Raw genomic sequence first — 24411 nt, 5'->3', positions numbered from 1 at the left:
CTGTAATTTCAATGCCCCAACCGATTCTCGGTTGGGGCATTCTTGTGTATATCTTCCTCTATGAAAAACGCGTTGTGGCTGCTCTGCTTAGCATTGTTATCAGCAAGTTGTGGGCATCAGCCGCAAGTCTTGCACGAAAAGGGAATCTTGGTACTGGACAACGCACGAAATTGCATGAGCTATGATTACTTCATTCCATGCGACATCAACGATACGATTTCTCTTGGTAAAAATGTTGAATCGGTAAACTCGCACACGGCACGCCATATAAGCGCAGGGCAACTTCAGTTCGCCTTGCTAGATGCATCCTGGCCAAGTTCGGCTGACTCCTTTTATGTTCGAGGCCACCAAGCGCGGCGGAAGTATTTATCTGCTGTTGAGCTCACTCTTAAACGCGTCGATGATATGTCGGTCGACACAGTACAACGCATAAATCCTCAACGACTGGCAGGAACAATTACTATCAACCAGTTTTATCCAGGATACTATCGGATTACCCACGCCAAAAAGATTATTTTGCTCGAGTAAGCTCAGAAAACGAAAGGGGCACTTATTTCAATAAGTGCCCCTTTCGTTTTCTATTAGCAGTAGGGATCACTTCCCAACCACCTTATACAATTGCCCAGCCGTAAGCTTGTCGGTGGTTTTCATACCGTTTAGAATAGCGAGTTCTTCGTAGCGCTTCGAGGGCACGCCATTGGCAGCCAAGGCCGATGCCAGTGTGGTGCTGGTTTTGGCAGTTTTGATGCGCACCCGCTCGGGCTGGCGGTTGAGCTTGTCGGCGGCGGTGAGGCGCTGGAAGCCTTGGGCCGTACGCTGAAATTGCGGAGCGTAAGTTTCGAAAGTTGAAGGTGCTGTGAGGCCCACGAGCGCATACAGCGTCTGGCCGTCCTGAATGATGTAGCTAAGCGTGCGGGCCGTGATGCCTTGCTGGCCCGTTTGCTGATCCTGCCCGACTTGGTCGCCCTGAATAACGGCAGCGGGGAAGCCATTGATCGTCGTTTTCTGGGCTTGCGGCGACTGCAGGTTCAGCTGCTTCGCTAGTGCCTGAGCAGTTTCATCAAGCGATTTGTTGCCGGCTGGCAGCAAAACCATAACGGCCTTCCCGTTGGGCTCCGCCATCTGAAACTGACTGGGTGAGTTCTGGCTTTGCCAGCCCTGCGGAATCGGAAACTGAAATTTCAGCTCGGGATGATAAAACACGCTGTTTTCCACGAAGCCCTCGCGCGGGTTGTCGCCGTAGGCTAGGCCATCGAGCAGGCGCAAATATTGATCGCGGTTGATGGCGAGCTGACGACCGGCCTGCTGCTCAGCCGTAACAGCCAACTTCTTCACACGCTCGTAGCGATCGGCAGAATTGGGGTGAGTGCTCAGGAAGGTGGGCACGCCGGCCGCACCGCTTTGCTGCTCGGTGCGCTGCAACGTCAGAAAGAAATCGGCCATGTGAGCCGGGTCGTAACCGATTTTGCTGGAGTATTTTACGCCCAACACATCGGCCTCATTTTCCGCATCGCGACCGTATTTAAGCAGGCCAAGCCCCACCGCCTGCGTGAGCGGCTGCCCAATCGACTGCATCACGCGGGGGGCAATGATGGAGCCCAGTATCATACCTATGCCAGCGGCCGTGTTGCGGGTTTGCTGCTTCTGGCCGTGACGGGCCGTAATATGTCCGATTTCGTGCCCCAGCACGCCCGTAAACTGGGCCTCATCGTTGAGGTACGCCATAATGCCGCGCGTAAAGTACACGTGGCCATCGGGCGTAGCGAAGGCATTGACGATGGGCGAATCGACGATGGTGAAGCCCTTTACGTCGGCCGGGCGATCGGAAACACGGCCCATCTGCTGCCCTTTTTCGTTCATGTAGCTTTGCAGCTTGGCGTTGTCGAGCAACCCAAATTGGGCGATGACCGCCGGATCGGGTTGGGCACCCTGAACGGGGGCAGAGGGTTTTGGCTGGTTTGCAGTGGGGCTTGTGGAGCTAACCAACGGCAAGAGCAGCAAGGACAGGGCGGCGGTGTGTAAGCCGCGAAAGGATGGGATTTTCATGGCGAGAGAGCGTAATTCCGCCGCTAATGATACGGCAGATGTGCTAGCAACGAACCCTAAAAGAAAGGGTTACGCCGGCTGGTATGCACATAGCATGCCTAAGTTTCGGTGCGTTCATTAAACGCACACGCAGTGCAGCCTATCTATGCGGCTTTTGTTAGCTTAAACCAAAGCCCTAATCCTAAATACAAACAGCTGATTATCAGATGTTTGTACATGCCAAATCTTAAGGCCGCCGGCTATTTACCGTGACCGACTGATATCCAATCAACAAATCGGCGCGGGTGCCGGGCGGGCGGTAATACACCAGCAGATCGTACTGATTTTCGGTTTCCTGATGGCTGCCTTCGAAGTATACATCGTCGGGGGCGGCATTGGGTTTGCCTACCACGTAATAGTAGTTGTAATACCCTTGCTTGAGCAGCGCCTTGCCCGTATACTGCTGGCTGGCAACGTCATACGTGAGCTTAAACTCATCTTTTAGCTGCCAGTCGGTGAGGGCGCCGAATACGTAAACCGGGCCGGGTGCGGCCTGCTCGGCGTGCAGTTGAAACGTGACGTTGGCGTAATCAGCGTTGGTGGCACCGTTTCCATACTCGCGGTTTTCAAATACGCGCTGCCCATTAATGTCCTCGTACTGCGTGTAACCTTGCCCGGCGCGGGTGCCTTCCAGCGTCAGCAGTACTTCGCGCGGCGAGGCCGCACCGTCGAGCTTGGCCATGCCTACTCCCAACGTACGCAGCGAGCGCGTGTCGAAAAAGCGAAACTCGCTGCTGCCCGGAAACGCGTTCTCGAAGTTAAAATACTGGTACTCCAGCACCCGTTCGGCATCGCGCACAAAGGTCGGGCGCAGGTTCACTTTGGCGTTGTCCCACCGGAAATTCTGCCGGAGCATCACCTTCACCTCTTGAGCCGGATTCACCAGATTGGCGCTGGCGTAGCGAATGCCAAAATCAAGCTGCTGCAACGTGTAACGCTCCTGTCCGGCCACCGGAATGCCTTGTTTCAGAGACACTTCCACGCCATTATCGTACACCAGCACCCGACGGCTCACCACGGGTACATTGCCCGCTCCCTGCACCACCAGCAAGTAATTGCCGCTCAGCTTCACGCGCGGCATCTGGAGCCGGTAGTGGTAGTAAGGCACTTTGGTGTTGATGGAAGTGCGGTAGTCGGTGATCAGAAACTCGTTGATCTCGTTGAGGAACTGCATGTCCGTCAGCGCCGACGGTTTCCAGTCGACATCACAGTGAATTAGCTTGCCCGTCAGGCGCGGCGCCTGAGCGCTTAGCATATCAAACTCTAACACCACGGCTTGCCCCTGCGCCATAGGCACAATGGGCGGGTTGAATACCTCCGTTGGCTGGCCCGTAGCGACGTAGCACTGCACCGAACGCACCTCCGGGCTGTAGGTGTAATCTTGGTAGCGCAGCGCTTTGTCGGCATAATATTCCGGCGGACGCTGCTGCCCGCCGGGCTGACGCGCTGCATTCGGGTCGGTGATGGGCGTGCCCAACGGAACACACGCGGTAGCAACAAGTAAAGACAACGCTACAACAAGGCGGTATACATGCATACTTAAAACTAGTGCTAAAAGGCAAAAAGCAGGACCAAAAGTTAAGCTCTCCTCCTTTTTTAAGGAGGGGCTGGGGGTGGTAAAACCCGTTGAACGATAACTAGCTCTAGTTTCCTAATTCTAATCTAACCACCCCCAGCCCCTCCTTGAAAAAAGGAGGAGAGCTAGTGTAATAACTAGCTCCCCTCCTAAACATCTTATTATCAATAACTTACTTTACTCGCAGTTCCAGCCCTTCTACTTTTTCGGCTAAGGCTTCCCAGGTGTTGTTCACTTTGGCTAGCTCTTTTTTCACCTGCTCAAACTTCACGGTAGTGTCTTTCAACTGTGAGGTGTTGTTGTAGATGCCGGGGTCGGCGAGCTGCTTTTCGTAGATGGCCAGTTCCTTCTCCAGCGTCGTGACGCGGGCTTCTACCTCTTTCAGCTCTTTGTTGGCCTTTTTCAGCTCCTGCTGGGCAGCGTCGCGCTCGGCGTTGGAGTACTTTTTGGGTTCTTCCGCAGCTTTTGCAACTGGCTTAGCAGCAACGGGTTGCGCGGCGCCGTTTTTCTTGTCGGCTTTGGCGCGGTCTTCCTGCCACTGCTCGTACTCGGTGTAGGTGCCGGGGTATTCTTTGAGCTGATAATCTTCGATATACCAGATTTTATTGGCCACATTTTCCACGAAAAAGCGGTCGTGGCTGATGACGATGTAGGTGCCTTCGTACTGGTCCAGGGCCTGAATCAGGATGTTCACCGACTGCATGTCCAAGTGGTTGGTCGGTTCGTCGAGCAGCAGGAAGTTGGCTTCTGAAATCAGGGTTTTGGCCAACGCCACGCGGCTTTTCTCACCGCCCGACAGCACCCGGATTTTCTTGTACACCTGATCGCCGGTGAAGAGGAAGGAGCCGAGCACCGAGCGCAGTTCCATCTCGTTGCGCCGCGAGCCAGCCTCGTTCATCTCCTGAATGATCTCGTTTTCCACGTTCAGCGATTCGAGCTGGTGCTGGGCGTAGAACGACATAATCACGTTGTGGCCAAGCTGGTGGTTGCCGTTGGTAGGCGCCTCATTGCCAGCCACTAAGCGCATCAGCGTCGATTTGCCTTTGCCGTTCGCCCCGATCAGGGCAATCTTGTCGCCGCGCTCGATGTGCACGTGCGTATCGCGGAAAATCAGCTTGTCGCCGTATTTCTTGCCCACGTGCTCCATGCGCAGGATGTGACGACCCGGCTGCACCGTAAACTGAAACTTGATGTTCACTTTCGCCGCGTCGTTGGCCACGTCGTCGATGCGCTCCAGTTTGTCGAGCATCTTCACGCGACTTTGCGCCTGCTTGGCCTTCGAGGCTTTGGCTTTGAATCGCTCAATAAAGCGCTCGGCCTGCCGAATCTGGGCCTGCTGATTCTCAAAAGCGCCTTTCTGAATGGCGTTGCGCTCTTCCTTCTCTTCCAGATAGAACGAGTAATTACCGGCATAAGGCACTAGTTTTCCGCCACTTACCTCCACCGTAGTGTTGGTGGTGCGGTCCAGAAATTCGCGGTCGTGGGATACGATGATCACGGCGCCTTCGTACCCGGCCAGGTAGTTCTCGATCCATTTGATCGAGGGCAAGTCCAAGTGGTTGGTTGGTTCGTCGAGCAGCAGTAACGATGGCTTTTGCAGCAGGATTTTGGCCAGCATCACGCGCATGCGCCAGCCGCCCGAAAACGTGCGGAGCGGGCGTTGCAGCTCATCGGTGCTAAAGCCCAGACCCTCAAGTATTTCCTCGGCCTGCGCCTGCATGGTGTAGCCGCCCAGCGCCTCGAAGCGCTCCTGCATGTCGGCCAGTTTTTCCACGAGGTCGTCGTGGTAGTTGGTTTCGAATTCGAGCAGAATCTCGTCGATCTTCTTTTGCAGGCTCAGCGCTTCCTCAAAGGCCTGCATGGCCACCGTCAGAATGCTTTCGTGTGTGTCGTAGCTGAGCAAATCCTGGTTGAGGAAGCCCAGCGTTACGTCTTTGCTCATCTGAATGCTGCCGCCGTCGGGTTTGTATTCGCCGACCAGTACGCGCAAAAGCGTCGATTTGCCCGTTCCGTTCAGCCCGATCAGGCCGATTTTGTCTTTGGGCTTTATGTGGAGGTTGGCCTTGTCGTAGAGGGTACGCGAGCCAAAATGGAAATCTAAGTCGTTGATGGAAATCATCCTACTTTGCTATAAGGGTGCAAAGGTAGTGGGTTTCGAAGTTTTACCCTTGCGCTTTTCGCACCTCGCTGCTGGAATGGGCGCGGCGCGTTTCGCAAACCAAACAAATTCGCTATTGGTTTGATTCAGTGATAATTACGACCAAATCCACTTCCAAGCGATCGGGTGCGGCTGGGTTAGCTTACCGCAACTTGGCCCTGAACTTCGCCTCTGATTCGGCGTAAACTTGCAGCAATCTGCTGTTCTTGGCTGTGCACGAGTACGCTTTTTATTCAAATACAACGCTTTGATGATCAACCAATTAAATAACTACTTTAGGGTTTCTTCCTTCGCTTTGGCCTTGCTGCTTGTGCCGGCTTGCACCGAAGACAGCGACATTACGCCACTGGTGCTGGGCGCCGACGTGATAAAGTTCACCCAGGATGGCTTGTATCCCGAGGGTGTGCAGTACGATTCGCAGCGCAAGCGCTTTCTGGTGAGTTCGGAAACGCGCGGCAACATCGGCCAAGTGCAGGACGACGGCAAGGGAAACGGCACTTACCAGCCTTTTGCCGCCGATCAACGCCTGATTTCTACGGTCGGGCTGAAGCTGGATGCCACGCGCAACCGGCTGCTGGCGGCCGTATCCGACCCCGGCTACAACACGGCTTTTTCTACGGCCGCGACGAAGGGCAAACTGGCGGCGCTGGCAGTCATTGACTTGAATGGCGGCGCCGTGGCTTCTTACGTCAATCTTAGCAACCTGCGCCCGACGGATGCCGGGCATTTTGCCAACGATGTGGCCGTTGATAACGCCGGCGCAGCTTATGTTACCGACAGCTTCGCGCCCGTCATTTACCGCGTTGGGTTTGCCACCGATGGCACGCCGACCGCAAACGTACTTGTAGAAAACCCGCAATTTCAGGCTCCTGCGGGCGCATTTGGGCTCAATGGCATCGTGTTTCACCCAGATGGCTATTTGCTGGTGGCCAAGTCCAACGACGGCACTTTATACAAGGTGACGCTGACTTCGCCGGCTACGGTTACCAAAGTAACGACGAGCGCCAGCCTAGTCGGGGCCGACGGCCTGCTGCTACAGGACAATAACACGCTGCTCGTCGTAACCAATAGCCAAAGCAAAGTGTATCGCCTGACTACCAGCGACAACTGGGCGAATGCAGCCTCCAACGCCAGCGCTACTACCACAGCCGGCGTGTACCCAACCACGCTCACCAAGCGGAGCAGCACCGAAACTTACGTACTGTACTCGCACCTCAACGCGCTGCAAAGCGGCCAGACCCCAGCCGTAACGGAGTTTACCATCAACAAAGTCGCGTTTTAGCAAAAGCCTGTTTTCCCGAAACAAGAAAGGCCGCCTCAGTTGAGGCGGCCTTTCTTGTTTTTATACAAATACCTGATAATCAAGCATTTACACAAATAAACTTTCCTTTCTATTTGGAGAGGGCTTTGCGCAGTTCCTGCACTTCGCGTTCCAGTTCCAGGTTGCGGAAAGTCACTTTCACCTCCAAGTCGGAGTAAGCGCGCTCCAGATCCTGTTCGCGTTCGCGCAGGGCAAACTCAATCAGTTTCTGATCGTGGATGTCGGTGCAGGTGCCGTACCACTGCTTGATCTGCCCTTGCTCGTCGTACTGCGGCCGGGCTTGGCCCAAAAACCAGCGATAGTCGCCTTGGCGGGACTTAAAGCGGTATTCGATTTCGTAAAACTCGCCCGTCGCCAACGAATGGCCCCACACTTGGCGGGCGCGCTCACGGTCGTCGGGGTGCAGCAGGTTGTTCCACATATCCGGCCCCACGCTATCGGCTAGGGTGTAGCCGGTGTAGTCGGTCCAGCGCTGGTTGAAATAGGTGTGAAAACCCGTCGGATCGGTAAACCAGACCAATTGGGGAATAAAATCGGCCAGGAAGGTCAGTTGTTCTTCCGCCTGCTTTCTCAGGCGCTCATCCTGCGGAATGGGTTGGGTAGGGACCATAAAAGAAGCAATCAACAGGGCTGGGAGAGCAGCAGCTCCATGCCCGACTGAAAATACAAGCTAAGTTGACTTTGCAAGCCGTCGGCGGAGCGCCGCAGCCGCGTAATAAGCGCCCGGGTTTCTTCCTGCAGCAATTGCAGCTCCAGGTAAGGCCGGTTCAGCAGCGAATCGCGCTCCACAGTCCAGTTGCCGGTATCCTGGAGCTCCGGCGCCTGCACCTTGAGCGTACCGGGCTGCAAATAAAAATGCGTAGCCTGCGCCAAAGCACTGTCCGGGTTATTGCGGTTGAGCACGCGGCTGGCAACGCACCAATCCCCCGTCAGGTACTCGTCGGGCAGCTGCTGCAAATTAACGTCGAATAGAATTTCGGACATACAGTGTGATCAACGAAACGGCAGAGCGACTGCCGTATAAAATCGCTTTTATATGCTGCTACAGCCGTGCTTTTCCTACGATCACCCCGGTTGCAGAGACAAAATTAGCAACACTCAAACACCTCACGCAATCATAAGTTCCGGGCAAATAAGCTAAGCAGTATAACCGCTTGACTAGTAATTACTTATTAAAACAAGGCCTGATTCGGCTTTCTCGCGGCTTGCTTGTTCTCTACACAAGCCACTCTCATAGCGCTTACTTATTCGCTCTCGCTAAGGCTCTTAGCCAGCTTGCCCGGCACGCCGATGCTGTTGAGCAAGCCACTCACCACACCCTGTCGCCACAGCGAAAACACCGAAAAGCGCGGGTCGCGGGCACTTTGGATTTTGCCGGGCTTGAGGGCTTTGTCGTCGCGACGCGGGTTTTCGTCCCGAATCACGATGCCATTCACCAGTTTGGACGTGACTTTGGAGAGCAGCGTTTTCTGGTCGGCGCCCCCTTTTTTGCTTAGGAAGGACAGCTTTAGATCGTAGTAGCTGGCCCACATAGTGCCGCGGGCCTGCTGCTTGTCGAGTTGAAGCTGAACGGCCACGTGTTGGATCTGACCACGCTCGAAACGCACCATACGCGTGGGTTCGGTCATGGAGTTGAGCAAGGTAATCGAAGCCGGCCCGAACGTGCCTTCGGCCCGGTGTGCCCCGTTCGGGTCGAGCAAGGGCAGCCAAAAAGTAGCCTGCACCAAGCAGGCGTTTTGCAGCAGGCCCGACGCCCGCGCAATGGCCGGGTGGGCAGCCGTCATGTGGGCGGGGTCGTTGGAAATGTTGGTGAGCGTACCGTTCAGGCGCGTCAGGGTCATAGTACCGGTTTTTCCGCTTACCGGGGCTAAGTAGCTGAAGTTCATGTTCCAATCGCTGAGCCGCAGTGCACGCACGTCCAGCCGAAAGGGCAGCTTGCCTAGCGACTCCGGCGTCACGACCGACGGATTGGGATTGACCGGAAAGCGGCCGTCGCCGGCGACCGCCACGCGGGCCTGCCGAATAAGCACCTCGCGCGCTATCACAGCGCCGTGCCGCTCCAAGGCCGCGAAATCGAAGCCGGTTACGCGGACCTGAGGTGTTTGGAGCGTAACATGCGGCGCCTGATGGTGCTTGCGCCGTGAGAGTTCCGCTACCGACATGGTAGGGGCCAGCCGCACGTCCAGCATGTGAAACAGGCCAGGCTTGGTAGATAGGCGCAACTGCTTATACGCCAGCCGGTAATAAGGCGCGTCCAGCAACAGGGTTCCCCGCCCCGTCTGCGCCTGCCAAGCCGTGGCGTACAGGATGCGTTTCGGGTCCTGCGCGCCTACCCCATCAACGCGCAGGTCGCTTCCGTCGATGGCGATGTTTTCGATAACGGGTTTGCGCTCAATGCTTTCCACCTTAATGTATCCATGCGTCAGGCGCAGGTGGTGTAGTTGCACACGGTCAAAGTACGGGGCCAGCAATTTGCTCAGGGCCGGCGGGGGCTGATCGGGTGGCGAAAAGCTAGCATTTGGGCCTTGCAGCAACAGTGACGCAGCCCGAAACTGCCTGCGCGCCAATTGAGCAGTCTGTAGCCCTGTTAGCAAAATACGCGGCAGCCGGAGCGCTATGCGCAGGTTTCCTTGGCGCTTGGCGTTGGCAAAAAGTGGGGTTACGCGCAACGAATCGGCCTCCAGCCGGTGCCGCGCCGAAATGAACTGCACCGCCGCCAAATTCACCTCATGGCGCTGCACGGTTGCTTGCCAGCCCCGCACGCGCACGGCCACCGTGGCGGCATAGCCAATGCGCTGGATGTCAGCGGCCCCCGTAGCTGAGAGCAGCAGATCTCGAACCAACGCATCGCCTTGCCGAAATTGCAGAACGGGCTGTTCATTAGGCCCATAGGCCGCCTGGATTCGCGTGAGCGCTATTTCGCCTAGACGCAGCCCTTTCAAATCGAAGGGTAACTGCTGGTAAAGAGGCTTGCTGGAAGCGTTACGGCTCGTTTTGGGCCATTCGTACACGCGCAGGTGCAACGAATCCAGTTGCACTTTATCAACGGCCACGACGTCGCGCCGGAGCAGGTCGCTCAGACCGATGCCCGCAATGCGCAATTCTTGCAACGCGAATTGCAAATGGGGTAACGCATTGATATTCTTTAACTTACCAAAAGAAGCAGTAGGTTTCAGCCGCACGCCGTTCAGCCGAATGCTACGCTGCCACAAGCTGGTTTGCAAGGAGGCGATGCGCAGCTCGTAGCGGCCCGCCGAGCGCGTTGCTACCTGTTTTTCGAGCTTCTGGCGCAGCCACGAGTCGAGAAAAAGCAACGCCACGCCGAGTAGCAGCGCTAGTAGGCCCACGCCCATCAACGGCCAGAACCACCAGCGCGATCGCGTTTTGGCAGGCGGCGTAAGGGGTTCGGGCAACGCTGGAGAATGGGGCACGCGGCAGCAATGAAAGTGGTAGTGGCGCTGATTGGTTCTGCCCTAAACGGAAAACGGAACGGCGGTGGCTATGCAGGACCAACAGTTATTTTCCTGGCTGGTGACGACAGCGTTTTCTGCAACAACTGACGGGCCTACTTGCCGATCTGAGCGCACGAAAAGTTTCTGATTTCCTATTTAGTCGCCTGTTTACCACCTCGATATGGGTGGAAGGACTACCTTAGGGCTCTTGACTCTGCATCACACTTTGTTGTCTATGGATGTTGCCCCCGATTCGGTTGCCGCAGCCGTGCTGAGTTCCTTTCAGCACAGCTTCCGCAGTTACAAAACCCTCGCTGAGCGCGCGCTGGCCCAGCTCACCCCCGAAGAATGGCTGTATCGGCCGGCGCCAGGCTCCAACAGCACCGCCGTGATCGTGAAGCACATGGTGGGCAATCTGCGCTCCCGCTTCACCGATTTTCTGACCACTGACGGCGAAAAACCCGACCGCAACCGCGATCAGGAGTTTGAGGAACCCACTGATGTAGAAGCCATTACTCCTCTGCAGAAGCAGTGGGAAGCGGCATGGCCTATTTTGCTGGATCTGTTGGATACCCTTACCCCCGCCGACCTCCTGCGCACCGTCACGATTCGCGGCGAAGCCCACTCGGTGCTGGCGGCGCTACAACGGCAAGCAACTCATTATGCGTATCATACGGGCCAAATTGTGCAGCTAGCCAAACAGATTCGTGGGGAAGCGTGGCAAACCCTGAGCGTGCCACGTGGACAAAGCCAGGCGTTTAACGCGGCCAAATGGGCCGAATCCAACAACGACGACGCCTCTAGGTTGTAGCATCATGTTGGCCATCACTTCGCTTCTGAATCCGCAAAACGCTGCGCGCATTAATGGTATCATCAAAGGGCTCGAAACCGAGTTTGGGCTCGACGACGTGCAGGCCACACCCGACCCCCATCTTACGTATCAGCTGGCCGGCGTGCGCAAGCTTTCGGCCCTGAACGCGGTGCTGCGCGAAGTAGCCCAAAGCACCAAGCCTTTCACCGCTTACACCACGGGCTTGGGCGTGTTTCCGGGCCCCAACCCCGTGATTTACATTCCGGTGCTGCGCTGCGATGCCCTCAACCAACTGCACAGCCGCATCCTGAAAGCCACGGCACCGCTGTGCCTGCGCACCGATAAGTTTAGCGGCCCCGACTGCTGGCTGCCGCACATCTCGCTGGCCTTGCACGACACCACCCCCGATTTGCTCGGCCCCGTACTGCAATACCTTAACAAACAGACTTTTAACCTTAAGCTCACCATCAACAACATTGCGGTGCTACGGCAACAGGGCGATATGTTTCTGCGCGAGCGAGTGTTTTCTTTTGAGGGCCATAAGCAAGAAAAAACAGCTTCCTTGTTCTAACATAACTGTCTCATTATAAGAAACTTATATAACAATGCATTCCAAGCTGTAGCCTTCCCTTATTGTCGGCCGCCTCAAATTTCTCCTTATCTCCTGCGGCATTTTCCTCGGCGCCTCCGACCTTTACCGCCTCACTTCACCCTGCTACTCCTGCTACTTATGTACGACATTTTACTGCATGTCCACTCCTGGACGCGTTGGCTCGTGGTTGTTTTTGGCCTGATTGCGGTTTTTCGCGCCTTTTCGGGTTGGCAGGGGCGCCGCCGCTACGTGGGCGCCGACAACGGCATGGGCGCAGCCTTTGTGGGCTCCATGCACCTGCAGTTGCTCGTCGGCCTGATTTTGTATTTAGGCCTGAGCCCCGTGACCAAAACTGCCCTGGCCAACATGGGCGCGGCCATGAAAAGCCCCGAGCTTCGCTTTTGGGGCGTTGAGCATATCACCGTGATGGTACTGGCCGTGATTGCGGCCCAAGTGGGTCGCTCGCTCTCCAAGAAAGCGACGGAGCCGGTGCTGAAGCACAAGCGGGCTTTCGTGTGGTTCACCATCGCGCTGGTACTGGTGCTGCTGATGATTCCGTGGGGCATCTGGAATCCGGCTCGTCCGCTGTTCCGGTTCTAAATTAGGCCGCTTTTGGGTAGCCATTGCAAAAAGCAGACGTTCCAGCCGGAGCGTCTGCTTTTTTAATTTTAGTCCATTGTTCGCGGTTCACGTAAGGGGAGAAACAGCCGGTTTATAGACGAAAATATTAATTTGTCAATATTGCAGAGCTGAAACTAAACATCGTACTATTGCGACGTTTTCCCGTCCTCTGAGGGCTAAGTAACAGTACTAGTGACTCCTTCACCCGCCAAAAACCGCTTTTCACGAGAAGAATTTCTCAACCTGATGGCCATGCAATTGGACACCCTCGAGGGTCGGCAAGATGCGCAGCGCCAGTACGGGCCGGTATTGGCAGCCCTACGGTTTCATTTGGAAGCTTACAAGCAAAGCCAGCTCAAGCGCCGTTAACAGCTAGCAGGCAGCCGCAACTGCCTTGGCAATTTCATCTCATCTTGTCTGACGCCGGGCATTGATAGCGCTTACAAATCGGCGCTGATTCGTTTAGTCGTTCCGAATTCTCCTTTCAGGAAGTTTCCTGCACCACTTTACCTACGTCCGGGCACAACATAGTATGGACGGCAAGTGAAAGGGAGCTTGCGGAACGCCGCGAAGCACCTCGCGTGCTGAGGCCGGAGTAGTTGCTAAACGACTGAGAGCGCGATGCTTCGCGGCGCTCTGCATGACCGGCAGAAGGAGTTAAAATTCAACAAAATGCTTTTTCTCCGCCTACACTATACAGGCGTCACCAGACTGCCTAACAGGGAAATCTGCGCCACTTAAAAATGTAAATTCAAAAATAAAGATATTCAAATTCAGACCTATATCTTATGCATTCGTAGAAAGCTGATTCATACACTTTTCCCCCTTTTTCCGATGAGCTCGAACCTATTAGACCTCGTTCAAAACTACTTCAGCGGCGATACAGTGCGCCAAACCAGCACTGCGCTGGGCGAAAGTGAAAGTAGCATTGGCACTGCGCTCCGCAGCGTAGTTCCCTTGGTATTGGGCGGTTTGTTTGCGCGTTCCCAGCAGCCCGGCGGAGCCGAAGACTTATTTGGCTTGGCCCGCCAAGCTCACAGCAGCGGTATTTTAGGCAATCTGAGTGGCCTGCTCGGCGGCTTAGGCAACACTACTGCAACTACCGCTACCACTTCGGCAGCCGACGGTGGTCTGCTGAACCGGGGCACCGAGCTATTGCGCTCCGTGTTAGGTAGCAGCTACACCCCTGCCGTGGAAGGTGTAAGCCAGCAAGCCGGCGTACGTACTTCTACCGTGAGCAGCCTGCTGAGTATGGCGGCGCCAGTGGTGTTGGGCCTGCTAGGCCGGCACGCCGCCGAAAACAACTTGGATGCCAGCGGCTTAGGCAGTTACCTGACCAGCCAGCGAGGTAGCATCATGGGGGCACTCGGCAGCTTGCCGGGCAGCCTAGGCACGATACTTTCGGGGCTGGGCCTAGGCGCTGGCGCCGCGGCAGCTAACTTGGGTAACGCTGCAACAAACACTGCGAATGCCCTTGGCAACACGGTTTCGGCGGCCGCCAACCGCACCGGCGATGCCGTTCGCAACACAGCGCGGGACGTCGAAACGGCAGCGGCCACGCCCAGCCGCTGGCCCTGGATCTTATTGATTCTCTTGGCTTTAGCTGCGCTGTTCTATTTCATGCGCAACTGCAACAAGACGCCGGAAAACGCAGCGCCTGCATCCACGACCACTACAACGGATACGACCACCACGACGGCCGTAGCTCCGGCGGCCGCTCCTACGGGCCGCTACGATGCGGCCAGTGGCAACTACATTTATGACACGGGTGCCAACACGGAAATCAAGTTGCCCGATGGCACAGTGCTGAACGTGGGCGGCAATTCGTTTGAATCCCGGTTGTTCAACTTCCTGAACGACAAGAATCAAACGGTTAGCGACGACAAAACGCAGGGCTGGATGAGCCTCGACCGTGTGTATTTCAATACCGGCAAATCGACGCTGACGGCCGAGTCGCAGGCGCAGCTGAAAAACCTGGCTGCCATTCTGAAAGCCTTCCCGAACGCTACCGTGAAGCTAGGCGGCTACACCGACAACCAAGGCAAAGCCGACATGAACCTGACGCTCAGCGCCGACCGGGCTAACGCCGCTCGCAAAGCCGTGATGAACAACGGCATCGACGCAAGCCGCGTTTCTGCCGAAGGCTACGGCCAAGAACACCCGCTTGCCTCTAACGACACGCCCGAAGGCCGCGCCCAAAACCGCCGGGTAGACGTGCGCGTGACGAAAAAGTAAGCTTTTGATTTGAGCGCACAAAAAAGCCCGCCGCTGAGTTCAGCGGCGGGCTTTTTTATAACCTTTTGACTAAGTGACAGTTACTGCCCCAGCACCATCGCAAATACCAGCGGCGCTACGATGGTAGCATCCGACTCGATGATGAACTTGGGCGTGTCTTGGCCCAGCTTGCCCCAGGTGATTTTCTCGTTGGGCACAGCACCAGAGTACGAACCATACGAAGTCGTCGAGTCCGAAATCTGGCAGAAATAGCCCCATAGCGGCACCGAAGTACGCTGCAAGTCTTGGTGCAGCATGGGCACGACGCAGATGGGGAAGTCGCCGGCAATGCCGCCGCCGATCTGGAAGAAACCTACTGGGCTCTCATCGGTGGCTTGCTGGGTGTACCAGTCGGCCAGATAGATCATGTACTCGATGCCGGTACGCACCGTGTGCACGTTCTTGATATCGCCCGAAATCACGTGGCCAGCGAAGATGTTGCCCAGCGTGGAATCTTCCCAACCGGGACAGATGATCGGCAGGTTTTTCTCGGCGGCAGCCAGCATCCAAGAGTCTTTGGGATCGATCTGGTAGTACTGCTCCAACTCGCCCGACTTCAGGATTTGGTAGAAGAACTCGTGGGGGAAATAACGCTCGCCGGCCTTATCGGCCTTTTCCCAGAACTTCAGCACCGAGTGCTCGAGGCGGCGCATGGCCTCTTCCTCGGGGATGCAGGTATCGGTTACGCGGTTCATATGCCGCTCCAACAGTGCCTGCTCGTCGGCGGGCGTCAGGTCGCGGTAGTTTGGTACGCGCTCGTAAAAATCGTGGGCAACAAGGTTGAAAATATCTTCTTCCAGGTTAGCACCTGTGCAGCTGATAATCTGCACTTTATCTTGACGAATCAGCTCGGCCAATTGAATGCCCATCTCGGCGGTACTCATGGCACCGGCCAGCGTGATCATCATTTTGCCGCCGTCGGCGAGGTGCTTGTTGTAGCCCTCTGCCGCGTCGATCAGCGCAGCGGCGTTGAAGTGGCGGTAGTGGTGCTTGAGGAAGTTGGTTACGTTCATTGAGTCGTGTGTTCTGTACTTGTGGGTGTGCGGTTTACAATCAATTATTAGCTTGGAATCGTTCAAGAACTGTGCACTATATCCAAAATTCTGAATAGAGCACAATTGCGGCTGGGTTGCTCACAAAGACAGCCTGATTGGGCTATTTAGCTACGAGTTAGGCGGTAATTCGGGGTGTTGAAGCTTCGCGGCAGCACTCTGCTTTAGGATATACTCTAGAAGCTGCTCCGGGTTGAGGTCAACGCCGCTTAGGTTTACCGAAATAGGTGTGAAGCCCAAGGCCTCGTTGGCATTCGCAAGCCTGCGCTTCAGCGGCGACAGACGACCTAAATAGGCCTGTTCATCGCGTACCTGCAGACAGATAAAATATTCGTGGTTTATGGCCCGTACATACGCGTCCGTAATTTCAGTCCACGGAATCAAACCTACGCCCAAGGTACGATCTAGGATGCCCTCATCCGTGATTTGCAGCCTCGGGCGGGTATCCAAGAATTGCCGGGCTCCTACGGCAACACCGGCTCCGAAGAAGATGATGGTTATCATTCCCTGGCTCCAGTTGCCCTTTTTCACGATCAAAAACACCCCCACAGCAACAAACGCCAGCGAAACTAAGGTCAACAGCACATAACGCTTGCGGGAGTTGTAGTAAATCAGGTCTTCGGTCATGACGCGAATTCGGCCTAGCTAGGCTGCTCAATCATCAGGTTGTGGTTGGTGTAAATGCAGATGTCGGCGGCGATGTGCAGGGCATCTTCCACCATTTGGCGGGCCGTGAGGTGCGGGGCGTGCTTCTTGAGTGCCAGCGCGGCGGCTTGGGCATACATGGCACCCGAGCCGATAGCGGCTACGTCGGAGTCGGGCTCCAGTACGTCGCCGGTGCCGGCAATGATGAGCAGCTCGTCTTTATCGGCTACTACCATCATAGCCTCTAACTTCCTGAGGTACTGATCTTTACGCCATTCCTTGGCTAGCTCGATGGCTGCCCGCCGCAGTTGGCCATTGTAGCTGCCCAGCTTTTCTTCAAACTTATCGAGCAGCATGAAGGCGTCGGCTGTGGAGCCGGCAAAGCCTGTCACGACTTTGCCATCCTGAAGCTTGCGCACCTTGCGTACGTTGCTCTTGGCCACGTGTTTATCCATAGTAGCCTGCCCGTCGGCGCCGAGGGCAATTTCGCCGTTGTGGCGTACGCCGAGCACGGTAGTGGAGCGGATTTTCATAGTAGTTGCTGATTATCGGTTGCCTGTGACAAGCGGCCAGAAAACGCTTGTCATCCTGACGGAGGCAGGACCTTATCGGCGCCGAACGGGATGTTGTTCAGGCGCGATAAGGTCCTGCCTCCGTCAGGATGACAGACAATGTTTTGCCGACACCTGCTTAGAAACGGGCCTGCAATTTAGCAAAGTAAAACCGACCGTTGGATCCCATCTGCACGGGGTCCCAAGCGCCGCCGGTTTCGGTGAGTTGCGGATCAAACAGCGTCGGATAGCGGTTGAAAAGGTTGGAACTGCCCACAATTAGCTGCAAGTGGTTGGTGAGCGCGTAGTTAACCGTCAGGTCCGTGGTGATGCGAGAATCGTACTTCATTGGGTCGCCATTCCAGTCGATGAGCGTCAGCTTGTCGAACCGAACAAACCGCACCAGCGTACCAAACCGGCCCACCTGATAATCGAAGGTGAGGTTGATTTTGGAAGGTGGCGCCGAAGCCTTGACAAACGCCTGCTCGCGCGGCCCAAAGAAGTCGTCTTCCCGCCCCGCCAGTCGGCCCGAAGTCCGGACGCGGTCGATGCGCAAGTGGTTGAAATTGGCTGCCAGCGTGGAGTTAAGACGCCCTTCTCCCAAGGTGGCCGTATGATTGAGCACTACATCGAGGCCCAGCGAGCGCGTATCTGCCGCATTGGCAAAGAACTGCGCCTGATCGACGTTAAGCGCCTGCAAATCAGGCCCAATCACAGGGTCATCGGCCGAAAACTGCGTCGTCAGCACCACGCGGTCTTTTACCTTGATGTAGTAGCCATCCAAGGTCAGGCTGAGCGAAGAGCCAATGCGACTGGTGAGGCCGATGTTGGCGCTGTTGGAGGTTTCCTGCTTCAGACTTGGGATGCCCAGTTTTTGCGTAACGGCGCTGTTGTTGCGGGCCAGCAGTACTTCCACCGGCGTACCGTTGATGAAGTTGGTAAAGGTGGAGTTGAAGTTGATTTGGGCTAGCGAGGGTGCCCTAAATCCTGTGCTGTACGTGCCGCGCAGGGTAAGGAACTCGGTGAGGTTGAAGCGGGTAGACGCTTTGTAGTTGAGCGTGCTGCCGAAGTCGCTGTAGTGCTCGTAGCGCAGGGCCGCAGCCAACAGCCAGCGCTGGGTTACGCTTAGCTCGGCATCCACGTAGGCCCCAAAGTTGTCGCGGTCGGCCTTAATCACGTCGCTGGGTTGGAAGCCAGGAAATCCCTGCGAGCCGCCCGTTACGGTGGGGTCATAATTACGGTAAGAGGCTTCTTCGCCCGCAAACAATGAATACCACTCGCGGCGCCATTCGGCTCCGGCCGCTACGTTGAGGCCTTGCAGCACGGTTTTATAGTTGCGCGTCAGGCCCAGGCTTACCACATCTTGCTGTAGCTGAAAACCACCGGCGTCGAAGGACGTGGGCGAACTTGCTCCTAATGAGGCATTTAGCGTATTCTTTACGCCGTAATGAAAACGGTTGGAGCCGAAGTTGTTGCTCAAATCCAGTTCCCAGCTACCCAGCGCCGTGTGCACGCCTACTACGCCAGAAGCATCCACAATGTCGCTGGTGATGATGGGGTCGAAGCCGTTGGGATAAATGGCCGGCACATTGCGGTCGTCGCCGGCAAAACGCGTCCAGGCGTAGGCGTCGCCTTTGCGTTTGTTGCCGCCGCCAAACACGTAAATGTGCGCTTTGTCGCTGAGCGCAAACTTCGAGTTGATGTACGCCGACGCGTTGGATATCTGCGGGTCGCCGTATTCGCGGCGGGCCAGCCCGTCGGGAGCCGGCACGTTGGCGCGCTGGGTATGTTCGCGCTGGTTGTAGTCGAGGGTCGCGTTGATAAAGCCGCCCTTGTCTCCTATCCCGACGCCGTAATTGACGTTGGCGTTGAAGTTGCCGCCATCAAATTTTTTGTCGTCACGACGGTATTTGGCGTCGTAGGCACCGTAGTTGACGTTGGCTGTCAGCTCCTTTACCGAGCTTTTCAGCACGATGTTGATGACGCCCGCAATGGCATCGGAGCCGTATTGCGCCGCGGCCCCATCGCGCAGAATTTCAATGCGTTCGATGGAAGCCGCCGGAATCACGTTTAGGTCGGTGCCGGTATTGCCGCGGCCGCGCGTGCCAAACAGGTTCACCAGCGCCGACTGGTGTTGGCGCTTGCCATTCACGAGCACCAAGGTCTGGTCGGGACCGAGCCCGCGCAGGGTGGCGGGGTCTACGTGGTCGGCGCCATCGGAGCCGGTCTGGCGGTTGGAGTTGAACGAAGGCGCTACGAACTGAAGCAGTTGGTTTACATCGAGCTGACCAGTTTTGGTAGTCACTTCCCGCAAGTCGATGATATCCACCGGCGAAGGCGAATCGGTGACTGAGCGGTTTTGGCTGCGCGAGCCCACCACCTGCACTGCGCCGAGGCTGGTTGTGGCTTCCGCCAATCGCACGCTGATCTGCTCGCCTCCACCTTCCACTTCCTGCGCGCTGTAGCCGATGGAGCTGATGACCAGCCGAGGGCTGGCAGTGCGAGCGCGTAGCGTAAAGCGTCCATCGCCGCCCGTAGCCGTGCCGTTGTTGGTGCCCTTTTCTACCACAGTAGCCCCGATTACAGGCCGACCCGCAGCGTCTAACACTTGCCCGTTCAGGGCTTGCCCCTGCCCAAAAGCCGTTGCGCTAGCCAAACACAACGTTATTGCCAGTAGATTCTCTTTCATGACTTTGTACGATTGAACGATTCACAATCGGGTGCCGCCGACGTAGCTCCCACCACTGGCAAGTATAGAGCTTTTACAATGAACTTATACCTCAGAAGAGGCTGCTCCGTTCGTTGATTTGGCCGAGGCAACAAAAAAGCCAGCCCTTGGGAGGCTGGCTTTTTTCAATTGATATGGTTCGTGCTATCAGATGAGCATGCGCATCGGATCTTCGAGCAGGCTCTTCAAGGTTTGCAGGAAAGCAGAACCGGTTGCGCCGTCCACCACACGGTGGTCGCACGACAGGGTCACTTTCATCACGTTGCCAATGGCCAGCTGCCCATCTTTCACGACCGCCGTCTGCTTGATGCCCCCCACGGCCAAGATGCAAGCATCCGGTGGGTTGATGATGGCCGTGAATTCTTCAATACCGAACATGCCCAAGTTGGAGATGGTAAAGGTACTTCCCTCCCACTCAGCGGGTTGCAGCTTCTTGCTCTTGGCTTTGCCGGCCAGTTCTTTTACTTCCGTAGCAATCGCCGAAAGTCCTTTGCCATCGGCGTTGCGCACTACAGGCACCAGCAGACCTTCGTCCACGGCTACGGCCACCCCGATGTTTACGACTTTGTTCTGACGGATTTTGTCGCCTAGCCACGAAGAGTTGATAACCGGGTGTTGCTTCAGGGCGACAGCGCACGCCTTGATAACCATGTCGTTGAACGACAGCTTCACCGGCGACAGCGTATTAAGCTGCGTGCGTACTTCCATGGCGCGGTCCATCAGGATTTCCATCGTCAGATAGAAATGCGGCGCCGTGAACAGGCTCTCCGACAGGCGGCGAGCGATAACCTTACGCATCTGCGACACGGGCGTGTCGGTATAGGTGCCTTCGGCGGGCGTCGCAGCTGGAGCAGCAGCCGGTGCGGCGGCTTGCGGAGCCGGAGCAGCGGCGGGCTGTGCCGCTGGCGCGGCTTGCGGTACGGGCGCGGCAGCGGGCTGCGCAGCGCCGGGCTGGAAGCTCTCCACGTCGCGGGAAATAATGCGGCCGTTGTCGCCCGAGCCTTTTACCTGGCTGATGTCGATGCCTTTGTCTTTGGCAATACGCTTGGCAAGCGGCGAGGCCAGCAAGCGGCCACCCGTTTGAGCAGTTGTTGCCGCTTCGGCTGGTGCAGCTTGGCTGGTGGTGGCAGCAGAAGTTGCTTCCGCGGGTGCAGCTGGGGCCGCAGCCGGAGCAGCCGCCCCGCCCGATTGGCCGCCCAGAAGTGCTTGTACATCAGCACCTTCCTCACCAATGATGGCCAACACACCGTCTACGGCTACTGCTTCGCCTTCTTTCGGCCCGATGTAAAGCAACGTGCCGTCGTCGTAGTTTTCCAGTTCCATCGTGGCTTTGTCGGTCTCGACTTCGGCCAGTACGTCGCCGGATTTTACTTTGTCGCCTACTTTTTTCAGCCACGAAGCGATGGTGCCTTCCGTCATCGTGTCGCTCATTTTGGGCATCCGGATGACGGTGGCTTTTTTGCCGTTGCCGGCCGGCGCGGCAGCCGGTGCTGGGGCAGCAGCTACAGGTGCTGCGGCCGGTGCCGGAGCTGGCGCAGGTTGCGGAGCCGCGGGAGCCGGTGCGGCTTCGGCTTGCGGGGCCGGGGCTGCACTACCGCCCTGTGCACCACTCAGCAAGCCCGAAATGTCTTCGCCTTCTTTCCCAACAATGGCCAATACCCCATCTACGGGCACGGCATCCTTCTCTTTCGGCCCGATGTAAAGCAGCGTGCCGTCTTCATAATTTTCCAGCTCCATGGTCGCCTTATCGGTTTCCACTTCCGCTAGGATATCCCCAGATTTAACTTGATCACCCACTTTTTTGAGCCAGGCGGCGATGGTCCCTTCGGTCATCGTATCGCTCATCTTGGGCATTCTTATGATTTCGGCCATCTGCTTCTGCGGTGTTGTGTTGTGAGGGGTCAAAATTAGCCCGAAAATCCGGGGGTGCAAACAATATCAGAACTCTCGGTTTAGGGGCAATAATCTACGAATTTTCGCTTCTGCTGTTGTTCTTGGTTGTTGCTTGAAAGGCTTGTCCGCACGGGCTGGAGTTGCCAATACAAACCTCTTTTTATAGCCGCTTCTCGACTGATTGGGCTGGCAGCAGTGTACTGCCATTTACCCATGTTCGGCCAAGTGATTCACATCCAAAAAGTTACGCACCGTGAACATATTGCCGGTGTAATGCAGCTTGTACAAGCACAAGTTACGATGTTCGAACGCATCCATGAAGCTGAGCGGGTAATTGAGAAGCTGACAGAGCAAGACGCGCATGGCCCGGCCGTGCATGCACACGAGCACGGTTTCCTCCTCGGGACGCGATAACAGCAAGTCGATAAAGGCGCGTTGGCGGGCCGCCACGTCATCGGGACTTTCGCCGCCGGTGAGGCTGATGGCGGTGTTGCCCTGCGTCCATTGCTGCAGCACGTGGTGGTATTCCTCGTCTTCCTCGGCCGTGATGCGCGTGCCCTCTCGGATGCCCCAGCTGATCTCGTTGAGGCCGGCATTATTCTCGTGCGCAAGTCCCAGATTCAGAAAGCCTTGCACCGACTGCTGGGTGCGCCTGAGCGTAGAGGTGTAGACTTTATCGAAGGGCACGTGTTTATAAGCCGCAAAGAAGCGGGCGGCCTGGCGCCGTCCGGTTTCGTTGAGATCGGAGTCGACGCCGCTGCCTTGCACGATGCCGCGGACGTTAAAATCCGTTTGACCGTGCCGGATGAGGTAGATTTTTTTGACGCTCACTTTCCCGCTAGCTTTGCTTGTTCAAGCCCGAAAAGTAGCTCTTTCGGGCCTATAAATCGTCTTTTTCGCCTCTTTTACGCATGACACAGCCCACCCACGATCTCGCTCAACTTAACGCTTGGTGCCGCAATACGCTGGGCGAGCATTTGGGCATCGAACTCACGGAAGTAGGTGACAAATACATTGTGGGGCGCATGCCCGTCGATCGCCGCACGCACCAGCCGATGGGACTGCTGCACGGCGGGGCGTCGGTGGCGCTGGCCGAAACGCTGGGCAGCATTGGCGCTACCCTTCAGGTTGATATACGGGAAAAGGCGTGTGTAGGGCTGGAAATCAATGCCAATCACCTGAAAGGCGTGCATTCGGGCTTTGTGGTAGGCCGGGCTTCGGCGCTGCACGTGGGCCGTAGCACCCAGGTGTGGGAAATCCGGATTACGCACGAAGAAAGCGGGGCGCTCGTGTGCATCAGCCGCATCACAATGGCCGTGATCGATCTGCCCAACAAATCGGCTTCCCCAAAAGCATGAGCACTTCTTCCCGACGGGCGGTAGCGTGGCCGGGCCCAGTGCCCGCCGTAACCGACCAACTGCGCTTGCTGGCTGCATTTGCCCTGCAAAGCGGGTTGCCGGTCGCTCTGTGGCGCCTGCCCAACGCCGAACATCCGCAACTGTGCCTGAGCTTTTCGGCCGAAGATGCCTTCACTGGGTTGCCGCCGGCCCTGGAACCCACGGCTCCGGCCGGTTTCGCCTTCTTTCCGTTTCACGACTCCGACCACAATCCGGCGCTGTTTCTGCCCGCCGATGTAGTGTTCAGCGCCGAGCGCCCCCACGAGCTCGACATCAGCGACGAAGCCCATCTTAGTTCGCAACTATCTGATTTACTGGTATTTATATCAAAACCCGATAGCTGCGATTTTGTGTCGTGGTACGTGAGCCCGCAGCCCATACCGCACATTGCCGACCAAGCCGAGTTTTCGGCGCTGGTGACCAAAGGCGTGGAGGCCATTGAGCAGGGTGCGGTGGTGAAAGTGGTGCCCTCGCGGGCGGCCACGCGGCCCCTGCCGCCCGCTTTCGACACGCTGGAAGCCTTCGAGGAATTGCAGCGCCGCTATCCGCGGGCATTTGTGTCGCTGGTGAGTGCGCAAGGCATTGGTACCTGGCTGGGCGCGACGCCGGAGGTGCTGGTGGAAATCGGCGAAGACGGTCGCTTTTGCACGATGGCCCTCGCCGGCACGCAACCCATCGTGGATGGCCTAACGCCCCAAAACGCCATTTGGCGGCAAAAAGAAATTGAAGAGCAAGCATTGGTGGCGCGTTACGTGGTAAGTTGTTTCAAACAGCTGCGCTTGCGCGAATACACGGAAACCGGTCCGCGCACCGTGGCAGCGGGCGAGCTGCTACACCTGCGCACCGACTTTTCGGTGAACTTGCGCCAAGTGCCCTTCCCGACCCTGGGCACCGACATGCTGCGTTTGCTACACCCGACCTCGGCCGTGGGCGGCATGCCCAAGCAAGCGGCCCTCACCTTTCTGCACCAGCACGAGCACTACGACCGCGCCTATTACAGCGGCTTTCTGGGCCCCGTAAACCTGCCGCAAACGGGCGTGTCGCGGCTATTTGTAAACCTTCGCTGCCTGCAAGTGCGGCCCACCCAAGCGATTCTGTACGCCGGCGCCGGCCTCACCATCGACTCCGACCCGCTGCGCGAATGGAACGAAACCGAATTGAAGCTACGCACAGCCGGCGCCGTGCTTGACACATAAATATTTAATTATCAATAATTTATAAACCAAACTGATTACCCTGATTCCTTTTGTTATGC

The 24411-nt window shown here is 56.6% G+C and carries 21 protein-coding genes; 9 read left to right on the top strand and 12 right to left on the bottom strand.

Annotated elements, in window-relative coordinates:
• Positions 1–60: 60 nt before the first annotated feature.
• On the top strand, positions 61–528 hold the full coding sequence (locus H9I52_RS06390; RefSeq protein ID WP_187453189.1) for a hypothetical protein: 468 nt from the start codon (positions 61–63) through the stop codon (positions 526–528).
• A 66-nt stretch (positions 529–594) separates the two neighbouring features.
• On the opposite strand, the gene H9I52_RS06385 is transcribed toward H9I52_RS06390, so the two are convergent.
• From H9I52_RS06385 to H9I52_RS06375, 3 genes are all read right to left on the bottom strand, one after another.
• Positions 595–2046 (bottom strand): M48 family metalloprotease, encoded by a 1452-nt coding sequence (locus H9I52_RS06385; RefSeq protein ID WP_187453188.1) that lies wholly within the window; start codon positions 2044–2046, stop codon positions 595–597.
• Between the two features lie 226 nt (positions 2047–2272).
• Positions 2273–3595, bottom strand: coding sequence for a DUF5103 domain-containing protein (locus tag H9I52_RS06380; protein WP_187453187.1), 1323 nt, complete (start codon positions 3593–3595; stop codon positions 2273–2275).
• A 238-nt stretch (positions 3596–3833) separates the two neighbouring features.
• The gene (locus H9I52_RS06375) at positions 3834–5780 is read right to left on the bottom strand and encodes an ABC-F family ATP-binding cassette domain-containing protein (protein ID WP_187453186.1); all 1947 of its coding nucleotides are present in this window, start codon (positions 5778–5780) and stop codon (positions 3834–3836) included.
• 334 nt (positions 5781–6114) lie between these two features.
• On the opposite strand from H9I52_RS06375, the gene H9I52_RS06370 reads away from it, so the two are divergent.
• Positions 6115–7101: a gluconolaconase gene (locus H9I52_RS06370; RefSeq protein WP_222940425.1), complete on the top strand. Its 987-nt coding sequence runs from the start codon at positions 6115–6117 to the stop codon at positions 7099–7101.
• Positions 7102–7210: 109 nt separating this feature from the next.
• On the opposite strand, the gene H9I52_RS06365 is transcribed toward H9I52_RS06370, so the two are convergent.
• The 3 genes from H9I52_RS06365 to H9I52_RS06355 form a co-directional block, all read right to left on the bottom strand.
• Entirely contained in the window at positions 7211–7750 is a 540-nt protein-coding gene (locus tag H9I52_RS06365) for a PAS domain-containing protein (protein ID WP_187453184.1), read from the bottom strand.
• Between the two features lie 11 nt (positions 7751–7761).
• Positions 7762–8124, bottom strand: coding sequence for a hypothetical protein (locus H9I52_RS06360; RefSeq protein WP_187453183.1), 363 nt, complete (start codon positions 8122–8124; stop codon positions 7762–7764).
• 260 nt (positions 8125–8384) lie between these two features.
• Positions 8385–10571: a hypothetical protein gene (locus H9I52_RS06355; protein WP_187453182.1), complete on the bottom strand. Its 2187-nt coding sequence runs from the start codon at positions 10569–10571 to the stop codon at positions 8385–8387.
• Between the two features lie 256 nt (positions 10572–10827).
• Between H9I52_RS06355 and H9I52_RS06350 the strand changes: the two genes are divergently transcribed.
• The 5 genes from H9I52_RS06350 (at position 10828) to H9I52_RS06330 (ending at position 14851) form a co-directional block, all read left to right on the top strand.
• Positions 10828–11403: a DinB family protein gene (locus tag H9I52_RS06350; RefSeq protein ID WP_187453181.1), complete on the top strand. Its 576-nt coding sequence runs from the start codon at positions 10828–10830 to the stop codon at positions 11401–11403.
• 4 nt (positions 11404–11407) lie between these two features.
• Positions 11408–11974: a 2'-5' RNA ligase family protein gene (locus tag H9I52_RS06345; protein WP_187453180.1), complete on the top strand. Its 567-nt coding sequence runs from the start codon at positions 11408–11410 to the stop codon at positions 11972–11974.
• Positions 11975–12133: 159 nt separating this feature from the next.
• Complete coding sequence (locus tag H9I52_RS06340; protein ID WP_187453179.1) at positions 12134–12595, top strand: hypothetical protein; 462 nt, start codon at positions 12134–12136, stop codon at positions 12593–12595.
• 213 nt (positions 12596–12808) lie between these two features.
• Positions 12809–12985 (top strand): hypothetical protein, encoded by a 177-nt coding sequence (locus H9I52_RS06335; RefSeq protein WP_187453178.1) that lies wholly within the window; start codon positions 12809–12811, stop codon positions 12983–12985.
• A 465-nt stretch (positions 12986–13450) separates the two neighbouring features.
• Entirely contained in the window at positions 13451–14851 is a 1401-nt protein-coding gene (locus H9I52_RS06330; RefSeq protein ID WP_187453177.1) for an OmpA family protein, read from the top strand.
• A gap of 80 nt (positions 14852–14931) precedes the next feature.
• Here H9I52_RS06330 and H9I52_RS06325 read toward each other — a convergent pair whose 3' ends face one another.
• The 6 genes from H9I52_RS06325 to H9I52_RS06300 form a co-directional block, all read right to left on the bottom strand.
• Positions 14932–15903: a deoxyhypusine synthase family protein gene (locus H9I52_RS06325; protein WP_139516499.1), complete on the bottom strand. Its 972-nt coding sequence runs from the start codon at positions 15901–15903 to the stop codon at positions 14932–14934.
• Positions 15904–16053: 150 nt separating this feature from the next.
• Positions 16054–16569 carry an STM3941 family protein gene (locus H9I52_RS06320; protein ID WP_187453176.1) on the bottom strand — a complete coding sequence of 172 codons (516 nt, stop codon included), beginning with the start codon at positions 16567–16569 and terminating at the stop codon, positions 16054–16056.
• A gap of 14 nt (positions 16570–16583) precedes the next feature.
• Entirely contained in the window at positions 16584–17120 is a 537-nt protein-coding gene (gene hslV / locus H9I52_RS06315; RefSeq protein WP_139516497.1) for an ATP-dependent protease subunit HslV, read from the bottom strand.
• Between the two features lie 157 nt (positions 17121–17277).
• Positions 17278–19827, bottom strand: coding sequence for a TonB-dependent receptor (locus tag H9I52_RS06310; protein ID WP_187453175.1), 2550 nt, complete (start codon positions 19825–19827; stop codon positions 17278–17280).
• Between the two features lie 186 nt (positions 19828–20013).
• Positions 20014–21738 (bottom strand): pyruvate dehydrogenase complex dihydrolipoamide acetyltransferase, encoded by a 1725-nt coding sequence (locus H9I52_RS06305; protein WP_187453174.1) that lies wholly within the window; start codon positions 21736–21738, stop codon positions 20014–20016.
• Between the two features lie 228 nt (positions 21739–21966).
• Positions 21967–22590 (bottom strand): histidine phosphatase family protein, encoded by a 624-nt coding sequence (locus H9I52_RS06300; RefSeq protein ID WP_187453173.1) that lies wholly within the window; start codon positions 22588–22590, stop codon positions 21967–21969.
• 80 nt (positions 22591–22670) lie between these two features.
• On the opposite strand from H9I52_RS06300, the gene H9I52_RS06295 reads away from it, so the two are divergent.
• Both H9I52_RS06295 and H9I52_RS06290 read left to right on the top strand, forming a co-directional pair.
• Positions 22671–23117 carry a hotdog fold thioesterase gene (locus tag H9I52_RS06295; protein ID WP_139516493.1) on the top strand — a complete coding sequence of 149 codons (447 nt, stop codon included), beginning with the start codon at positions 22671–22673 and terminating at the stop codon, positions 23115–23117.
• A complete protein-coding gene (locus H9I52_RS06290) occupies positions 23114–24352 on the top strand; it encodes a chorismate-binding protein (protein WP_187453172.1) in 1239 nt (412 codons plus the stop codon). The genes H9I52_RS06295 and H9I52_RS06290 overlap by 4 nt, the downstream gene beginning before the upstream one ends.
• Positions 24353–24411: the final 59 nt, after the last annotated feature.

The organism is Hymenobacter sp. BT491 (genome assembly GCF_014349165.1).
GTDB classification, from domain to species: domain Bacteria; phylum Bacteroidota; class Bacteroidia; order Cytophagales; family Hymenobacteraceae; genus Hymenobacter; species Hymenobacter jejuensis.
The sequence above is the reverse complement of the archived record's forward strand: the minus strand, read 5'-3'. Positions and strand labels throughout refer to the sequence as shown.